The following is a 16,237-nucleotide window of genomic DNA, read 5'->3' as shown; positions in this document are numbered from 1 at the left end:
GATCTAAAGACCAATTAAATATTCTAAATAAATGACAGCTTGATTGTGTTCTTGAATTGCTTCGAGATAACCTTCCTCAATAGAAACAACCTGCTGAAAATTCAACAAGTGTTCTGTATAACCAATCTCTCCACTTTCATAAGCAATTCGAGATTGACGTTTTATAAACTCAGCATTTTTTAACGCTGATGATTCGTAATAGGTTATTTTTTGTTGTGAACTGAGATAAAACTGAATGCCCTGTTGGTACAACCCTTGTAGCATGATTTGTTCATTTTCATAGGTCAACTGGTCGATTTCAATTTGTTTTTCAGCTGCATTACTTTTGTTCATTTCTGGAACAAACCAAAGTGGAATTATTATACCGACCTGCATACCTTGAAATCGATTCGATCCATCTGCGAAAGTAGTGTTCGTTGCGTCAAGCGGACTTCCATATAGAGACTGATTAAAATAGCCAATTCTGAATTCTGGAAGTACCTCACTTTTAATCAATGAACGTTCTCTTTCAGCAATGACTATTTGTTGTTGCAAATAAGCCAATTGTGGATTAGATGCGATTGCAGAAGAATCTGAGTTTAGTATAAATGTTCGTTTAAATTCCTCTTCTTTAGAAATCAGGATTTGAATGGGAACACCCATTAGACTTTGTAACTGACTTGCAAGCCCGCCCATTGTTGCATCAAGTCGAAGAATATTATTTTTGACTTCGTTGAGACGCGTTTCGGACGATGTTTTTTCAAGCAGTGTTCCATCACCAGCACTCAAACGAAGGTCTGCAATTTTGTAGAAATTCGTGTACATCGTATCTTGACTCAGTAACAAATTTCTATACTCTTCCCAAAAAAGAAGCTGATAATAAATATCACGAATGTGATAGGTCAGTTCGTTTTTCGACATCTCGAATTTTAGATCAGTGGACTGAATATTTGCTTCTGCTAAAGATGATTTCGCAGTAAATACGGTTGGGAAAGGAATCGTTTGAGAAATTGTCAGGTTATTATCTGTTCGATAATAACTGTTGTATTGCCCAACAGTCAAGCTAACATCTGTCTTTGGTAATTCTGAACTTGTTTTTTTCTGAAAACTATAGTACTCAGATTCGGCTGTCACGGCTTGTAAGCCTTTGTTATTTGCATAAGCAATGCTCAATGCAGAATCAAGCGTTACAACCTGAACTTGTCCAAAAGATGGAATTCCCACCAGCAATAATAGTAGAACGAGAGGTTCGGAAATTTTCATTTTTTTCTTTTTGATTTTCGTTTATATCCGCCTTCGGCGAGAAAATAAATGCACGGAAGAACTAAGAGTGTTAAGAGTGTTGCAGTTGTTAATCCACCAATAACAACAGTTGCTAAAGGCTTTTGAACTTCGGCTCCACTTCCGTGCGAAATTGCCATTGGTAAAAATCCGAGAGAGGCAACCGCAGCGGTCATAATAACAGGACGTAATCTTGTTTTTGTTCCCGTAAAAATTCGCTCAACCACATCCGTCATTCCATCTTTTTTAAGGCGATTAAATTCAGCAATCAAAACAATTCCATTTAGAACCGCAACGCCGAATAGCGCAATAAATCCAACACCGGCAGAAATGCTAAATGGCATATCTCTTAGCCACAAGGCTAAAATTCCTCCGATCGCAGAAAGCGGAATTGCTGTGTAAATAAGTAGTCCTTGTTTGATTGAACCAAATGTAAAATAGAGCAACACAAAAATTAAAAGCAACGCTACAGGAACTGCAATCAATAGTCGCGCCCGAGCTTCCTCCAAATTTTTAAATGTCCCACCGTAAGTTGGATAATAGCCGGGTTCAAAATCAACTTGATCTTCAATTTTCTGTTTCAGTTCATTTACAACACTCTCAACGTCACGTCCACGAATGTTAAAACCAATTGTGATTCTTCGTTTGGCGTCGTCACGTTGAATTTGTATTGGAGCTTTATAATCAAAATCTACCTCAGCAACTTGCGATAAAGGAATTTGCATTCCTCCTGGAGTAGTCACAAATAAATTCTGTACATCCTCTAAGCTCTTCCTTTCATCATCTTGCAATCGCACCACAAGATCAAAACGTTTTTCGCCTTCGTAAACCAGACCAACTGCCTGTCCAGCAAAAGCAGTATTTACTGTATTATTTATTTCAACGATATTCATTCCGAATTTGGCAATTTCTTCACGTTTGTATTTAATGAGAATTTGTCTAGCGCCAGTAACTTTTTCAACGTACAGTGCTTCTGCACCTTCAATTGTCGGTACGATTTCAGCTATTTGTTCTGAGTAGTAAGTGAGCATTTCTAGGTCTTCACCATAAACCTTTACAACAACATCTTGTCGTGCTCCAGTCATTAACTCATTAAATCTCATTTGAATTGGTTGTTGAAATCCAAAAATTACACCTGGAATATCTTCAAGTTCCTCAGCCATTAAAACGGCTAATTCTTCTTTATTATTCGTTTTTTTCCATAGCGATTTATCTTTTAAAATGATCATCATATCGCACGCTTCAATTGGCATTGGGTCGGTTGGTATTTCTCCTGATCCAATTTTTCCTACAACCATTTCTACTTCATCCGGAAATCGTTCAAGAATTAATTTTCCTGCGTTATTCGCTGCATCTATTGTTTCCTCCAAGCTGCTTCCGGTCATTACTCTAGTTTCAACAGCAAAATCACCTTCATCAAGCGTTGGTAAAAACTCTGCCCCCAATCGATTAAAAATAAAAAGGCTTCCAACCAACAACATAACGGAACTTGCAACAATAACTATTGGGACTTTTAATGCTCCCGAAATAAAAGGTGCGTACATTCGATGGAAAAAATCCATCATTCTATCAGAAATGGTTTTTTTGTGATTGATATTTTTACTCAGTACCAACGCACTCATCATCGGCACGTATGTCAATGATAAAATGAAAGCACCAAGAATTGCAAACGAAACTGTTTGCGCCATCGGCTTAAACATTTTTCCTTCAATGCCAACTAATGCCAAAATTGGCAAGTACACAATTAAAATAATTATTTCACCGAAGGCGGCAGAGTTTCTAATCTTACTTGCCGAGGTAAAAACTTCCTTGTCCATTTGAGACTGTGTCAGTTTTCCACCAATTGCAATAAGACCTAAGTGATGCATAGTTGCTTCAACAATAATTACAGCTCCATCCACAATCAACCCAAAATCAATTGCCCCTAAGCTCATTAAGTTGCCCGAAACTCCAAACATGTTCATCAAGGAAATTGCAAATAGCATCGCTAATGGAATTACCGATGCAACAATTAATCCGGCTCGGAAATTTCCGAGAAAAACGACTAGAATAAAAATGATGATTAAGGCGCCTTCCATCAAATTTGTTGTCACTGTTCCGATAGCACTATTCACCAATTTTGTTCTATCTAAAAAAGGTTCAATAACTACGCCTTCAGGCAAAGTCTTTTTTATTTGTTCAACACGTTCCTTAATGTTTTCAATAACTTGAGATGAGTTAGCACCCTTGAGCATCATGACAATTGCACCTACGGCTTCGCCTTTATCGTTGTAAGTGAGGGCTCCATATCGAATTGCTTGACCGAAATTTACGTCAGCGACATCCCTTATTAAAACAGGTGTGCCATTTTCGAGTTGTTTAATGACAATATTTTCAATGTCGTCTAAACTTTCCACTAAACCTTCACTCCTAATATACCAAGCATAAGGTTGCTTATCAATATAAGCACCCCCTGTGTTTTGGTTGTTCATTTCAAGTGCATGAAAAACTTCACTGATGGTAACATCCATACTTTTTAACTTGTCTGGATTGAGTGCGACCTCATATTGTTTTAAATATCCGCCGAAACTACTGACATCAGCGACGCCTTCAACACCAAGTAATTGGCGGCGTACAATCCAATCTTGAATGGAACGTAATTCCATAGCGTCGTATTGATCTTCGTATCCCGGCAAAGCGTGAAGTGTGTATTGATAAATTTCACCAAGACCCGTTGTAACTGGTGCCAATTCTGGTATCCCGACACCTTCAGGAATTTGATTCATCGCTTCATTAAGCCTTTCAGAAACAAGTTGGCGCGCTTTATAAACGTCAACCTCATCTTTGAAAACAATTGTTACAACACTCAACCCAAATCTGGAAAAAGAGCGGACTTCTACAATTCCTGGAATGGTTGCAACAGCCTGTTCAACCGGAAAAGTGACCAATCGTTCAATGTCCTGTGCCGATTGCGACGGAGCAGAAGTAATAATTTGTACCTGATTATTAGTGATGTCAGGCACGGCATCAATGGGTAGTTGTTTTAACGAATAGCTTCCCCAAGCTATTAAGGCTAATGTAAATATGCCTATAACGAGCTTATTCTGTATAGAAAAGCGGATGATTGCATCCAACATAATTTTGTGCGTTAATTAATGAATAAAAAAATGGTATATCGAATATACCGCCGACGATAGACGTCAGCAATTCATTAATTTATTTTTGGCGGTTGCCAGATAGAATAATCGAGAGATGAAACGAATGGCTCGTTATATTCAACTAGAAATTGTGAGAATTCGACTGTCACTAAAATCTCAGAATAATCTTCAGGAAGCGTAAAAGGAAGAAACACTACGTGGTGACTACAGCAGTCTCCGCAATGCTTAAACGGCATTTCTTCATCGCAATGCCCACCTGTCTCACCATCATGATCACAAGCGACATAATGTTCATACAAAAAATCAAAAAATGATTCGCCGGGATGCTCCTCCGATTCATGATCGAAATAATGAGCAATGGCAGACTGCACCTTCATTAACTCCATGCCAAACGTATTTCCTGAAAGGATTTGCAGACATAAAAATATGACAATGAAGCGTTTCACAGATGCGAATATATGAAAAATGTATCAGTCCAATGACAATTAACAACTCTATAACCGGAATCGTCCTTCAAATTATTAATGCATTATATTTCTATATTCCTTAGTTAGTTCAATTGGAGAATAGTAACACCAACTGGATTAAATGAACTGACTTTAATCCCATTTCAATCTTGGTTTCAATAAATTAAAAAAAATTCCGTTAGTACCCCTGGAGACATAGGTAACTTTAATTGGCTATTGCTGTTATTGTAAAGTGTGATGGAATAAATATGAAGAAAAAAAAAGACGGTTTTGACGAAATAACCAAAATGGTAAAAGAGGCTATTGTTTGGAATGGTGCATTGCAAGAAGACTACACAACAAGGATGGCCGCGCTTTTGGGAATTTCACCAGAAGAAATTTTGAAAAACATTCAGGCTTTATCCGAAAAAAAATCGAGGTTGATTGATGCCCAAATTAATTTGAGTGCGCAATCGAAACCTCAGTTGATAGAACTTAATCTGCCAGAAAAACCAAAAAAAAGATCAGAAGTTCAAATTCCTTATTCTATTTACGTTTGTGACAAATTTTCTATTTCTTGGGATGCAGAAAATTTTAATCTCAAAAAAGTACAAGACGATATTAGTGCTAAATGCCCAAAAATTGCAGTTGTACTATTTCAATATTTTACCGCATGTCAGGATTGCCAAATTAGCTACCATAAACTTAAAATAAATAAAGGTGAAACCGTAGAGAATTATTACAAATTAGAAAAAGAAATGAAGGCAAAAAAAAAGATATTGGATGATATATTAAAAAAGTCTTCAGCAAAATCGTCCTTAAAAAGGAAATGAACTATTTGTAAATTTTATTGACGGTAAATGGCGAGAAATATTGCGCTGTAAATGGTGTCAGTTTTTTTTCTTATCTTTATGATAGTTCATTGAAATATTGCTGGGTTTTCATTTGGGAAAACACAAGCCACTCTAAAGAAATGTAAACTCTGATTTTACAGTTATTTAGTAACAATTAGGTACAACTTGTTACCAGTTTGTTACTTTGGTTTTCTCCAAACCCTCTACAAAGCCTTATTTTATAGGTGTTTTAGGCAATATTCCCCGATAGCTATCGGCAGAGTCAAGTGCTCTTGTTGAATTTCATAAGGAGTTTTTCCGTCATTTCCGGATATTTTGTGAGATTTTGAAGATAGACTTTGCTTTTCATTGACTTAATATGAAGTTCTATTTTTCTAGCTTGACTTAATGATTCACACGCTATCTGAAAGAATAATTCCCAGTCATTCGCCACTGCCGTAAAACGATGATTCCCGTGGTGTTTTGTGTTGTGCTTTTCAATTCGTTGCTCAATAGTATCACTGGTTAACCCAATGTAGTGTTTGCCCAACTTTTTGCTATACAAAATATATACCGAGTACATAAAAAAGAAAGCGAGAACATGATGTCTCGCTTTCGTGGTGGGCCCACTTGGAATCGAACCAAGCACCTACTGATTATGAGTCAGTTGCTCTAACCGAATGAGCTATAGGCCCCAAATTAAATATACCTTACCTACTGTGCCGATAACTATCGGCAGAGTCAGGTGCTCTAACCTCCCGATGTTTATCGGGATGAGCTATAGGCCCCAAATTAAATATACTTTACCTACTGTGCCGATAACTATCGGCAGAGTCCGGTGCTCTAACCTCCCGATCTTTATCGGGATGAGCTATAGGCCCCAAATTAAATATACTTTACCTACTGAGCTATAGGCCCCAAACAAATTAGGTTTTATTTTATCGGGATGCAAATGTATCTTATTTATTGCAATTTTTCAAAATTTAGCCTGTAATTTTGCTCATGTCTCAACCAATATCAGCCATCATCTTTGACCTTGGCGGTGTAATTCTGAATTTAAATTACAACCTCACCATTGAAGCCTTTCAAAATTTGGGTAAAGAAAATTTTGATCAATTGTACACTCAATCTCATCAAGATAAAATATTTGACTTGTTTGAAACCGGAAAAATTTCATCACCGGAATTCAGAAACTACTTCAGAAAATTTTTAGGTGAACACATTTCCGATCAGCAGATAGATGATGCCTGGAATGCCATGTTGCTTGATTTACCTGCAAGAAGAATAGATCTTATTCGGCAAATAAAAAAAAAGATGCCGGTCTATTTGTTCAGCAATACCAATGAAATTCATCATACCGCATTTAGGCAAACAATTAAAACACATTTCGGGAATGAAAATTTGCTGGATGATTTATTTGACCAAGCATACTATTCGCATATAGTAGGCAGGCGAAAACCTAATGCTGATGCATTTTTAAAAGTCATTGATGATCACAAACTCACCATTGATTCAACCCTTTTTATTGATGACAGCATTCAACATATTGAAGGTGCCAGACAACTTGGTTTGCAAACTATTCATTTGGTTAGTGAAGATATCTGTAATTTGAAAGAGTTAAAGTTTTGATAAAATCCCAGCGTCATATTCAGCAAAATCAAGTCTTCAACAAAAATTCTAAAAATATTTTTTAAACCAAGCCAACCTTTTGACGTCTTAACCTATCAAAGGGTAAATAATGCTCATCAAACTGTCTGCAGAACTCACAGAAGAGGAACTGATACAGCGCTGTCAAAAACTTGACCAGTCAGCGTGTAAGACATTGTATGACCAAAATTCAGGATGGATGTACGCACTCTGTTTGAGATATGCCCATGATACTGATCTTGCAAAAGATATGCTGCAAGATGCATTCATTCGCATTTTTGAAAAATTAACTACGTATCGTGCAGAAGGGAATTTCAAAGGATGGATGCGAAGATTAACAGTAAATGTTGCCCTGGGTTATTTTCAAAAAACAGAATTTAAAATAAATAAAACTGACCTTACCAAAGCAGATGGTGAACTTGAACCGGACCACAATATACTTGAGCAAATTGGAAGATCAGAATTACAACATCTCATCAATGCATTGCCAAATGGACAACGCCTAGTATTTAATGCATTTTGTATTGAAGGATATTCGCATCAAGAAATTGCTGAAACGCTGGGGATATCTGAAGGCACTTCAAAATCACAATTGTTTGACGCAAAAAAAACATTGCGACAAGCCATTGAACTAAATTATATGACAGCCCGAAAAATTGTATGACAGATTCAACACGAAATAAAGATGCTTATCAATCATTTTTTTCAGCTCAGCCTGAAGAAGAGATTGCTGCACCGGTTGCCGTGTGGAATAATCTTTCAGGCAAACTAGATACAATGCGCAAAGAGCGCAAAAGAAAAAGAATTATTTTCTGGATGATATTTTCATCAGCCGCTTGCCTAATTCTTTCAATAGGTGGTTTGATTATTTTAAATGATGATCAAATGGCAGATGAAAACACGAATACAAACTCTACTTACCAAAAATCTTTGGACCCCGGGGATGAGGAGCCACATGCGCTCAACGGCAACCTCATCCCTGCGGGAACGAAGACACAGAGTGAGGAACAGCGTGAGAGTGAGGGGGAGTGTGAGAGCGAGAATCAGCGTGAGAGTGATATGAATGCGAATGAAAACAGTGGGGATCAGAAAACAACGAATGAAACAGAAATTGAAAAAACTACCAATCCACTCACGCAATCAGGCGGCGGAAATTTAACCGAATATTCAAATGAAAACGGTTATCAGCAAATTGTGCTGCATGAACATCATTCATTCACTGAAACCAAAAACCAACAGGAAGAATTACCCGAAAAATTAAAAGGAGCATCTATTCTTCCCATTGCAAATTATGAAATTGAACGAGGAGCTATTCCCATTCATCTGACCAAACCGGTTGATGTATTTAATTACGCAATTTCATTTTATATTGGTCCTGGACGCAGAGAAAATATTGTGAGCTTGAACGTCAATGATGATCACATTTGGTCAAATAAATTTTCAGAAACTAAACCGCGTTCACGCACTTTCAATACCGGCCTATTATTCCAATACAAATTCAATCCATATTTATCCATTGGAACCGGATTAGGTTATAGCAGCTGGAAATTTAAATCAAAAGAATTCATGAAGATGATTGTTCATTCAAACACAGGTTATGAATTTGATTCGCCAACCGGACGAATGGCTGCCAGTACTTCGGATTTAGAATCCTTCTATGATAACAGCATTACAGGATCTGATACGCTCTTGTTTAAAATTGCATTTGCAAAAACGGTGAAGTACGTTAACATTCCTCTTTATGTAAAACTTAGTCCGGGATTGCGTATTATAAATCCTTATGTACGACTTGGAGCCTCAGTTAATATTCTTGCGGCAACGCAGAATGAATTACGATTTGTGCGTGGCGGCAATGAACGAAACGTATCAAATAACCAAAGAAATGGTTTACAACCGGTATATCTTTCAGCTCAACCGGCACTTGGAATTGAATTTCATCTTGGCAAACGAATTTCATTATTTGTTGAAGGGCAATCTGATTTTCCACTACAGAAATTTTACAAACCAGAGAATGGATTTATTGAATGGGATAGTCGAGAAATGTCAGTACTATTCGGCACTTCAATAAATTTTTAATACCTGACCCAACTTTTATCCAACTTCATCTATCATTGAATTGAGCGCCTAATTAAACAACACTTTTTTATATGAAACGAAAAAATTTTTTACAAACCGGAATTGCACTGATGGCTGTTCCATTTTTCTTCACTGCTTGTCAAAAAGAATCAAGAACTGACGAAGCAACAAGCGTGGGTGAAGATGTGATAGTAAGTAACCGCGATCAAGAAGAAAACATGGCTGAAGAATTTTATGCCGGTACTGATTGTAACTATGACTGGTCACAACTTTGCGGCACTTGCGCAACCGTTACACAAAGTTCAACTGATTATCCAAAAACAGTTACTATTGATTATAGCGATGGTTGTGAAGGTCCACACGGACACGTGAAAAAAGGAAAAATCATTCTAGAAATTTCTGACAACCTACACAATGAAGGTGCAGTAAGAACCTTGACTTATGAAAATTTTTACATTGACGATTTTCAAATCACCGGTTCACGCACTGCCACCAATATTGGTTTGAATGGCAACGGAAATTTAGTGATCACAGTTACTGGAACCACAACAGCTATTCGCGATGGCGTTAGTCGCACACGCACAATAAATCATGAACGTGAGTGGATTGCCGGATCAGAAACTTGTGAACGTGAAGACGATGAATTTTTGATCACCGGCACAGGCACCGTTGAAGGTCCGCGCGGAACAGCTACTACCACCATTGAAAGTCCACTCTATATTGCTCCAGGACAATGCAACTATATTATGTCTGGTTCAATTCACATAGAAGGTCAAGGATCAAAACATCGTGGAGGAACAATAGATTTTGGTGATGGAACCTGTGACAATGTTGCTACTATGACAACGAACAATGGAAAAACATTTGACATTGATCTTGATCAACGCAAAATCATGCAGTAATTTGCTGATATACTTTAAATACCTAAAACAAAAGTTAAAGAACATAGTTTGACGTTTAGCAGGCCGAAATTTTTTCGGGACAAAGAAGCAGGTCGTGAGATCTGCTTCTTCGTTTTTACCCTGTTCGCGCATATCATCTCAAGCAAATTCTAGCTTTCAATAATTTACTTTAAATTTGGTTGATGTCTACGGATTCGCAATCAAAATCAAGCATGCGTGAAGCAATGAATTTGCTTCAGCAAAAGTTATTTGATTTGACGGCAAGAAATCCACTTATAAATTGTGATATACATCAATGCTGGTTACCAGATTATGAAAATATCGGCGCATCACCTTCAACAGTTTACAAAAAAGCCAAATTTTTTGAAAAAGAATACGGCTTAGATACCACCTTATGGGTGAGTCATTTTTTACGTTGGAAAAAACCAAACCACGACATTTTTATCACTTCGCCCCTACTTTGTAGAGAAGTAAAACTGAAAGAAAAACACCGAGAAACAATTCTCTGGGACATGCAGTTCAATTCAGCATATTTCATCAATCCTGTAATTAAAAAAATATTTCATGACGAGTTCAATCTTGTGATTCCTGATATCAGCGATAAAGCAGACGACTTGATAAATTTTCTAGTCCATGAATTCAACGATTTACAATTAAGTAATCAGCTCAACGACGAGCAAATTTGGCAAGTAATGAAATGTGAGGCTGTTGGAATTTTTAATTACAAAAAGTTGAGTCTTTCCAAAGACTATGATTGGATTAAAGAAAATCCCGGTGAAGAATTATTTCAGTTTATTGGAGAAGAAAAAAAAGCAGGAGTTAGAGATTCTTCTCGTCCTTCATTTCATTCGCTTTTAGATCATTCACAATTGAACGCCTTAACTACGGCATTGCAACATCATACGGTAATTCAAGGTCCTCCGGGCACCGGCAAATCACATCTCATTTCCACCTTGATTAAAAATTTCATGTTGCAAGGAAAAAAAGTATTGTTTGTTTCAGAGAAAAGATCAGCACTTGAAATAGTTTACAACATTCTCAAGAAAGAGAAACTGCATCAATACACTACCTTTTTTAATACAGAAAAAGATCAGAAAAAACAGTTTTACTCTCAACTTAAAAAAACATATCTGCAGGTTTTACATCCTGAAAATAAATCTAAGCATGTTATTGAGCCATTAGAAAAGGACACGATATTTTCTCAATATCCTGACAAGGTAAAAGCATTGCAAAAAGACACAGGATACAGCATTCAATACTTACATGAAAAGCTAATTGCAGCAAAATTTGATACTCATTCCTTTATTCCTGTGTCAAATTTTCCGGGAATTAAAATCTGGGAAAACAATGTTGAACTATTACATCATTTTGAACATTTGGTTCAGCTTGAGTTAAACGTGTCTCAATTAACGCAAGCGGCGTTTTTCAGACTGAACTCAGCAGTATGGATAGAACAAAATCCGGTTGAAAAACTCATTGGGCGATTAGATCAATTAGAAAAATCGCTAGCAACCATTCTGACGGTTTCTGAGGATTTTCAAATCACCAAACAATTTGATTCCGTAACAAAATACGCTATTGCGGCAAGTATGTTATCCATGGTTAATCGCAATCAAATTCAATTGTTGGATAAAGAGCATAAAACCTATAAGACATTTAATAATCTGGCAAAAAAATATCAGATTACATTGAACAAACTCAAACAGATTGAACAGGTAAATAAAAAATGGAGCGATAAACCAACCATTGCAGAAATCACAGAATTAACCGGATTACTTAAGCAGCAAAAAAAACGAAAAAGCATACTCGGTTTGTTGAAGAGAAATGCCGCAAAACAAAAAAATTACTTTACTGATTTCAGTGATGACATAGCGCTAACAACAAAATTACAACTACTTGAAGAAGTGCGCCTAGAATGGAAAATCAGAGGAGAACTAGAAGAAATCAAGATCAAATTATTACATCAGTTTGAAATCCAAAATCCGGATACTGACATTGACCATATTTTACAAGTAAGATCAAAGCTGAACAGATTAACACATCATGAATATGAAACATTATTATCCCATGCAGAAAGTGAAAAACTGATTAAATCACTGGCTAAGTTGCATCAAGATATCAATCATGCATCGGGTATCATTTCATTTCTTTACGCTGATCCAAATCAAAAAAGCATTTCAGAGCTCATTGCGTGGATAAAACTTTTGCGTGACGAGTTGGATTTCATGGAGCGATATCAATTTGAAATTGCAGTTTTTAATAAAGTACCAAGTAATGTGTTGAATCTGCTGCATCAATTTAAAAAACCGGTGAAAGAAATTGATTTACATATTGCCTATCAAGAATTATTGAATCAAACAAGATTTATTCCGGCGTATAAAAATTTTGAGGGCATCACACTACTTGAGGCAGCGCAGCAGGTTATTAAAAATTCAAGTGCATTGAATCAAGCCGACAATGAACGCATTGAAACAGCCATTCAAAACAGGTTAGCAAGCAAAGAAAAACTGCTCTATACGCCGAGTTCAAAATTGAAAGAAGAAGGTAAAAAGAACAAACATAAATATAAAGAGCAAAAGAAAATAATCAGCCATGAATTATCAAAAACAAAACAATATTTACCGGTAAAATCACTTTTGGATACTTGTGATGAAACCATTATTGATCTTCTTCCGGTGTGGATTATGAACCCTGTCACGGTTTCACAATTCATTCCGGCAAAACCCGGTTTTTTTGATGTGGTGATTGCCGATGAAGCCAGCCAAATTCCGCTTGAAGATTTTGTTCCGTCAGCCTGGCGCGCAAAACATTTTGTGCTTGCCGGTGATTCACAACAAATGCCGCCATCGCATTTTTTTACCTCCTCTGATGAAACAAAAAGTTTACTTGATCATGGTGAATTTCTTTTTCAAAATACCCGTCTTCAATTTCATTACCGGAGTAAACAACCTGAATTAATTGAATTTTCTAATCGTCATTTTTATGATAATGAATTGAAACCCATGCCGGGTGTTGATGGCAATTTTCCTATCCGGTTAATAAACATTGAAGGTGTTTTTGAAAACGGAATAAACCGAGAAGAAGCAAAATCCATTGCTGAGTTTTACAAAAAACTACTCAGTAAAAAAAGAGAAGACATTGCCATCATAGCCTTTTCGAAAGAACAGCAGGATTGCATTGAGAAAGAAATTCAAAAATTTAATCTTCCTATAAATGATGCCTTGCTGGTGAGAAATCTTGAAAACATCCAGGGAATTGAAAAAGAAATTGTTCTTATATCCATTGGTTATGCTCCCGGTAAAGATCAAAAATTCAGGTTGCAATTTGGCCCTTTGAATCAAGATGCGGGAGCCAATCGGTTGAACGTATTATTCAGTCGTGCCATTGAGCAGATGGTGATTTTTTCTTCTGTTCGTTCAGGTGATTTTGGATTTTCTGAAAACAGAGGAGTACAAATTTTACGAGATTTTTTACAATGGGTTGAACAAAAAAACATGCAGCTTTCAGACGAAGTGATTGAGAATCCTATTCACAAAATCATTTCAGAAATTCTCAGACAGCATAAAATTAAATTCCGTTATCATCAGGCAGACAATAATGTCAGTGTGTGTTGTTTTGTGCATGAAGACAAAATACTATTGGCTGATCCGGGATTATATGAATCAGACATTCGCATTCCGTCTTTAATACACGCATTGCAAAAAAGATTCAGCCATATCATGCTCGTCACGTCAAATGATTTGTTGTATCATTTCAATCAAACCGTTGAACGTATCAAATTATTTTTTACTTCATGAAAAATAGTGACCCTCATCAAAACAAAGTGGATAAACAAGCACAACCAAGAAACAGCTATTCACAGAAGCAAGAATTTCCTGATGATTCACTGCCGGAAGATCATCCGGTGATACTTCTTGATACAGGCTTGAAGTTTTTACATATTACTATTTTGTTTGTGTTTGCATCAGTAATCTTAGGCGCAATTGTTATCTATACTACCTCATTGACCTGGAGTGATCCGGTGATGATTTTATTTCCGATTGCGGGTGTTATTGCCGGTTCTTACTTTGCAATTCGCATCTTGAGATCACTCAAACACAAGGATTTTGATCATAAACTCAAATCTTCAGCTGATATTAGTGAGCTTACAAAGGATAAAGAAAAACCCAATGAAAACAAATCAACCTTTGTTTGATAACTTGAAACATCATTCAAGTGCATATTGGCAGAAAGGAAATTGACCTCATCTACATCATAAAGTTCAATTATTTAAGGCATTAGCACAAGATTCCAATGGTCAAAAAAATACGTACTTTTGTTTTATCATTTAATGAAAATTACCATGGCAGACAATGCAAAAAAATATGGATTTGGAACACGAGCCATCCATGCAGGACAAGAACCTGACCCAACCACAGGAGCCATCATGACTCCCATTTATCAAACCTCAACGTATGTTCAGGAATCACCGGGAAAAAATAAAGGCTACGGTTATGCACGTGGAAAAAATCCAACGCGCGTTGCGCTTGAAAATTGTATTGCTGCATTAGAAGGCGGTAAACATGGTATTTGTTTCAGCAGCGGAATGGGCTCCATGGATGCCGTGATTAAATTATTAAAGCCTGGCGATGAAGTGGTAACCGGCGATGATTTGTATGGAGGATCATATCGCATGTTCACTAAGATTTATGAGCCTTTTGGCATCAAATTTCACTTTGTGAATATGTTTGATACATCTAATATTGAAAAGGCAATTAATAAAAATACAAAACTCATTTGGGCTGAAACTCCTACCAATCCTACAATGCAAATTATAGACATTGCGGCTGTTTCAAAAATTGCTAAAGCGCATGAAATTTTATTAGCTGTTGACAATACATTTGCTTCACCCTATTTACAAAACCCACTTTCATTGGGGGCTGATATTGTGATGCATTCCGTTACAAAATATCTCGGCGGGCACAGCGATGTAGTAATGGGTGCTTTGATTATGAATGATGATCAATTACATGAAAAACTGTATTTCATTTTAAATTCTTGCGGCGCAAATCCCGGTCCTATGGACAGCTGGTTAGTGCTGCGCGGAATCAAAACACTTCACTTGCGCATGGAGCGTCATTGTTTCAACGGTCGTAAAATTGCTGAGTTTTTAAAATCACACCCCAAAGTAGATAAAATTTACTGGCCGGGTTTTACTGATCATCCTAATCATGAGGTTGCAAAAAAACAAATGAAAGATTTTGGTGGAATGATTTCTTTCACCACCAAAAATGCAACACTTGAAAGCACCTTTAAATTGGCATCATCCTTCAAGGTTTTTTCTTTGGCTGAATCATTAGGTGGAGTTGAATCACTGATTAATCACCCGGCTACCATGACTCACGCATCTATTCCAAAGGCTGAAAGAGAAAAAGCCGGAGTAGTAGATTCTCTTTTGCGTTTATCTGTTGGTGTTGAAGATGCCGATGATTTGATTGAAGATTTGAAACAGGCATTAGGGTAAAAAAATGATTGCATTTTAAAATCAGAATAAAATTCTAATCAAAAAAAAAACCATCCTGAGTAGGATGGTTTTTTTTATCTGCTATACTGACTCAGCATTAACCCACATCAAATCTGATTTCAGTAGTTAAATAGTAAATCAAAATAACCCGGATGAAGTATTGATATAAAATGAGAAGAGATGCCTATAAATAGAAAGAGGACCCGTTGCTGAGTCCTCTTTCCTGCGAAAGTTTGTTATGAAGTGTTATGCCTTCATGTAATTGACAAGCCAAAGTAAAGCATTCAATACCAATTCAAGTTTCTCCCTGAATTAAATTTCAGTTAGCATTTTGACCCAATGTTAAGAAATTGTTTCCGGCTATAAAACTCGTGTTTCTCATTGATTTTCCGTGTTTTACATCAAATTAAAACACGTAATGTAGAGGTTGCAT

General features: G+C 36.7%; 10 protein-coding genes, 1 tRNA gene and 1 pseudogene. 8 read left to right on the top strand and 4 right to left on the bottom strand.

Features of this window, described 5'->3' with window-relative positions:
- Window positions 1-3: 3 nt before the first annotated feature.
- Both IPH66_12890 and IPH66_12885 read right to left on the bottom strand, forming a co-directional pair.
- Window positions 4-4,376, bottom strand: a pseudogene (locus tag IPH66_12890) (CusA/CzcA family heavy metal efflux RND transporter).
- Window positions 4,377-4,450: 74 nt separating this feature from the next.
- The gene (locus IPH66_12885) at window positions 4,451-4,843 is read right to left on the bottom strand and encodes a hypothetical protein (protein MBK7130240.1); all 393 of its coding nucleotides are present in this window, start codon (window positions 4,841-4,843) and stop codon (window positions 4,451-4,453) included.
- A 269-nt stretch (window positions 4,844-5,112) separates the two neighbouring features.
- On the opposite strand from IPH66_12885, the gene IPH66_12880 reads away from it, so the two are divergent.
- Window positions 5,113-5,676, top strand: a complete 564-nt coding sequence (locus IPH66_12880; GenBank protein ID MBK7130239.1) for a hypothetical protein — start codon at window positions 5,113-5,115, stop codon at window positions 5,674-5,676.
- 283 nt (window positions 5,677-5,959) lie between these two features.
- Here the strand turns inward: IPH66_12880 and IPH66_12875 are convergent, their stop codons facing one another.
- Window positions 5,960-6,259 (bottom strand): GIY-YIG nuclease family protein, encoded by a 300-nt coding sequence (locus IPH66_12875; protein MBK7130238.1) that lies wholly within the window; start codon window positions 6,257-6,259, stop codon window positions 5,960-5,962.
- A 35-nt stretch (window positions 6,260-6,294) separates the two neighbouring features.
- A tRNA-Ile gene (locus IPH66_12870) sits at window positions 6,295-6,371 on the bottom strand.
- Between the two features lie 307 nt (window positions 6,372-6,678).
- Between IPH66_12870 and IPH66_12865 the strand changes: the two genes are divergently transcribed.
- The 7 genes from IPH66_12865 to IPH66_12835 all read left to right on the top strand — a co-directional run bounded on the left by IPH66_12865 (window position 6,679) and on the right by IPH66_12835 (window position 15,804).
- Window positions 6,679-7,305 carry an HAD family phosphatase gene (locus tag IPH66_12865; protein ID MBK7130237.1) on the top strand — a complete coding sequence of 209 codons (627 nt, stop codon included), beginning with the start codon at window positions 6,679-6,681 and terminating at the stop codon, window positions 7,303-7,305.
- 109 nt (window positions 7,306-7,414) lie between these two features.
- Entirely contained in the window at window positions 7,415-7,987 is a 573-nt protein-coding gene (locus tag IPH66_12860) for an RNA polymerase sigma factor (GenBank protein ID MBK7130236.1), read from the top strand.
- The gene (locus tag IPH66_12855; GenBank protein ID MBK7130235.1) at window positions 7,984-9,399 is read left to right on the top strand and encodes a hypothetical protein; all 1,416 of its coding nucleotides are present in this window, start codon (window positions 7,984-7,986) and stop codon (window positions 9,397-9,399) included. Before IPH66_12860 ends, IPH66_12855 begins: the two co-directional genes overlap by 4 nt.
- Window positions 9,400-9,470: 71 nt before the next feature.
- Entirely contained in the window at window positions 9,471-10,301 is an 831-nt protein-coding gene (locus IPH66_12850) for a hypothetical protein (protein MBK7130234.1), read from the top strand.
- Between the two features lie 182 nt (window positions 10,302-10,483).
- A complete protein-coding gene (locus IPH66_12845; GenBank protein MBK7130233.1) occupies window positions 10,484-14,098 on the top strand; it encodes a hypothetical protein in 3,615 nt (1,204 codons plus the stop codon).
- The gene (locus tag IPH66_12840) at window positions 14,095-14,496 is read left to right on the top strand and encodes a hypothetical protein (protein MBK7130232.1); all 402 of its coding nucleotides are present in this window, start codon (window positions 14,095-14,097) and stop codon (window positions 14,494-14,496) included. Before IPH66_12845 ends, IPH66_12840 begins: the two co-directional genes overlap by 4 nt.
- Before the next feature lie 147 nt (window positions 14,497-14,643).
- Window positions 14,644-15,804, top strand: coding sequence for a cystathionine gamma-synthase (locus tag IPH66_12835; GenBank protein ID MBK7130231.1), 1,161 nt, complete (start codon window positions 14,644-14,646; stop codon window positions 15,802-15,804).
- The last annotated feature ends 433 nt before the right edge of the window (window positions 15,805-16,237 follow it).

It is taken from the genome of Crocinitomicaceae bacterium, assembly GCA_016708105.1.
Taxonomy (GTDB): Bacteria; Bacteroidota; Bacteroidia; order Flavobacteriales_D; family Crocinitomicaceae; genus JADJGJ01.
Note: the sequence above shows the minus strand (reverse complement) of the source record. Positions and strands in the feature narration are given on the sequence as shown.

Coding starts and splice junctions, on each gene's coding strand:
- IPH66_12880 (MBK7130239.1), top strand. CDS start 5,113: ATGAAGAAAAAAAAAGACGGTTTTGACGAAATAACCAAAATGGTAAAA.
- IPH66_12855 (MBK7130235.1), top strand. CDS start 7,984: ATGACAGATTCAACACGAAATAAAGATGCTTATCAATCATTTTTTTCA.
- IPH66_12850 (MBK7130234.1), top strand. CDS start 9,471: ATGAAACGAAAAAATTTTTTACAAACCGGAATTGCACTGATGGCTGTT.
- IPH66_12875 (MBK7130238.1), bottom strand. CDS start 6,259: ATGTACTCGGTATATATTTTGTATAGCAAAAAGTTGGGCAAACACTAC.
- IPH66_12865 (MBK7130237.1), top strand. CDS start 6,679: ATGTCTCAACCAATATCAGCCATCATCTTTGACCTTGGCGGTGTAATT.
- IPH66_12845 (MBK7130233.1), top strand. CDS start 10,484: ATGTCTACGGATTCGCAATCAAAATCAAGCATGCGTGAAGCAATGAAT.
- IPH66_12840 (MBK7130232.1), top strand. CDS start 14,095: ATGAAAAATAGTGACCCTCATCAAAACAAAGTGGATAAACAAGCACAA.
- IPH66_12860 (MBK7130236.1), top strand. CDS start 7,415: ATGCTCATCAAACTGTCTGCAGAACTCACAGAAGAGGAACTGATACAG.
- IPH66_12835 (MBK7130231.1), top strand. CDS start 14,644: ATGGCAGACAATGCAAAAAAATATGGATTTGGAACACGAGCCATCCAT.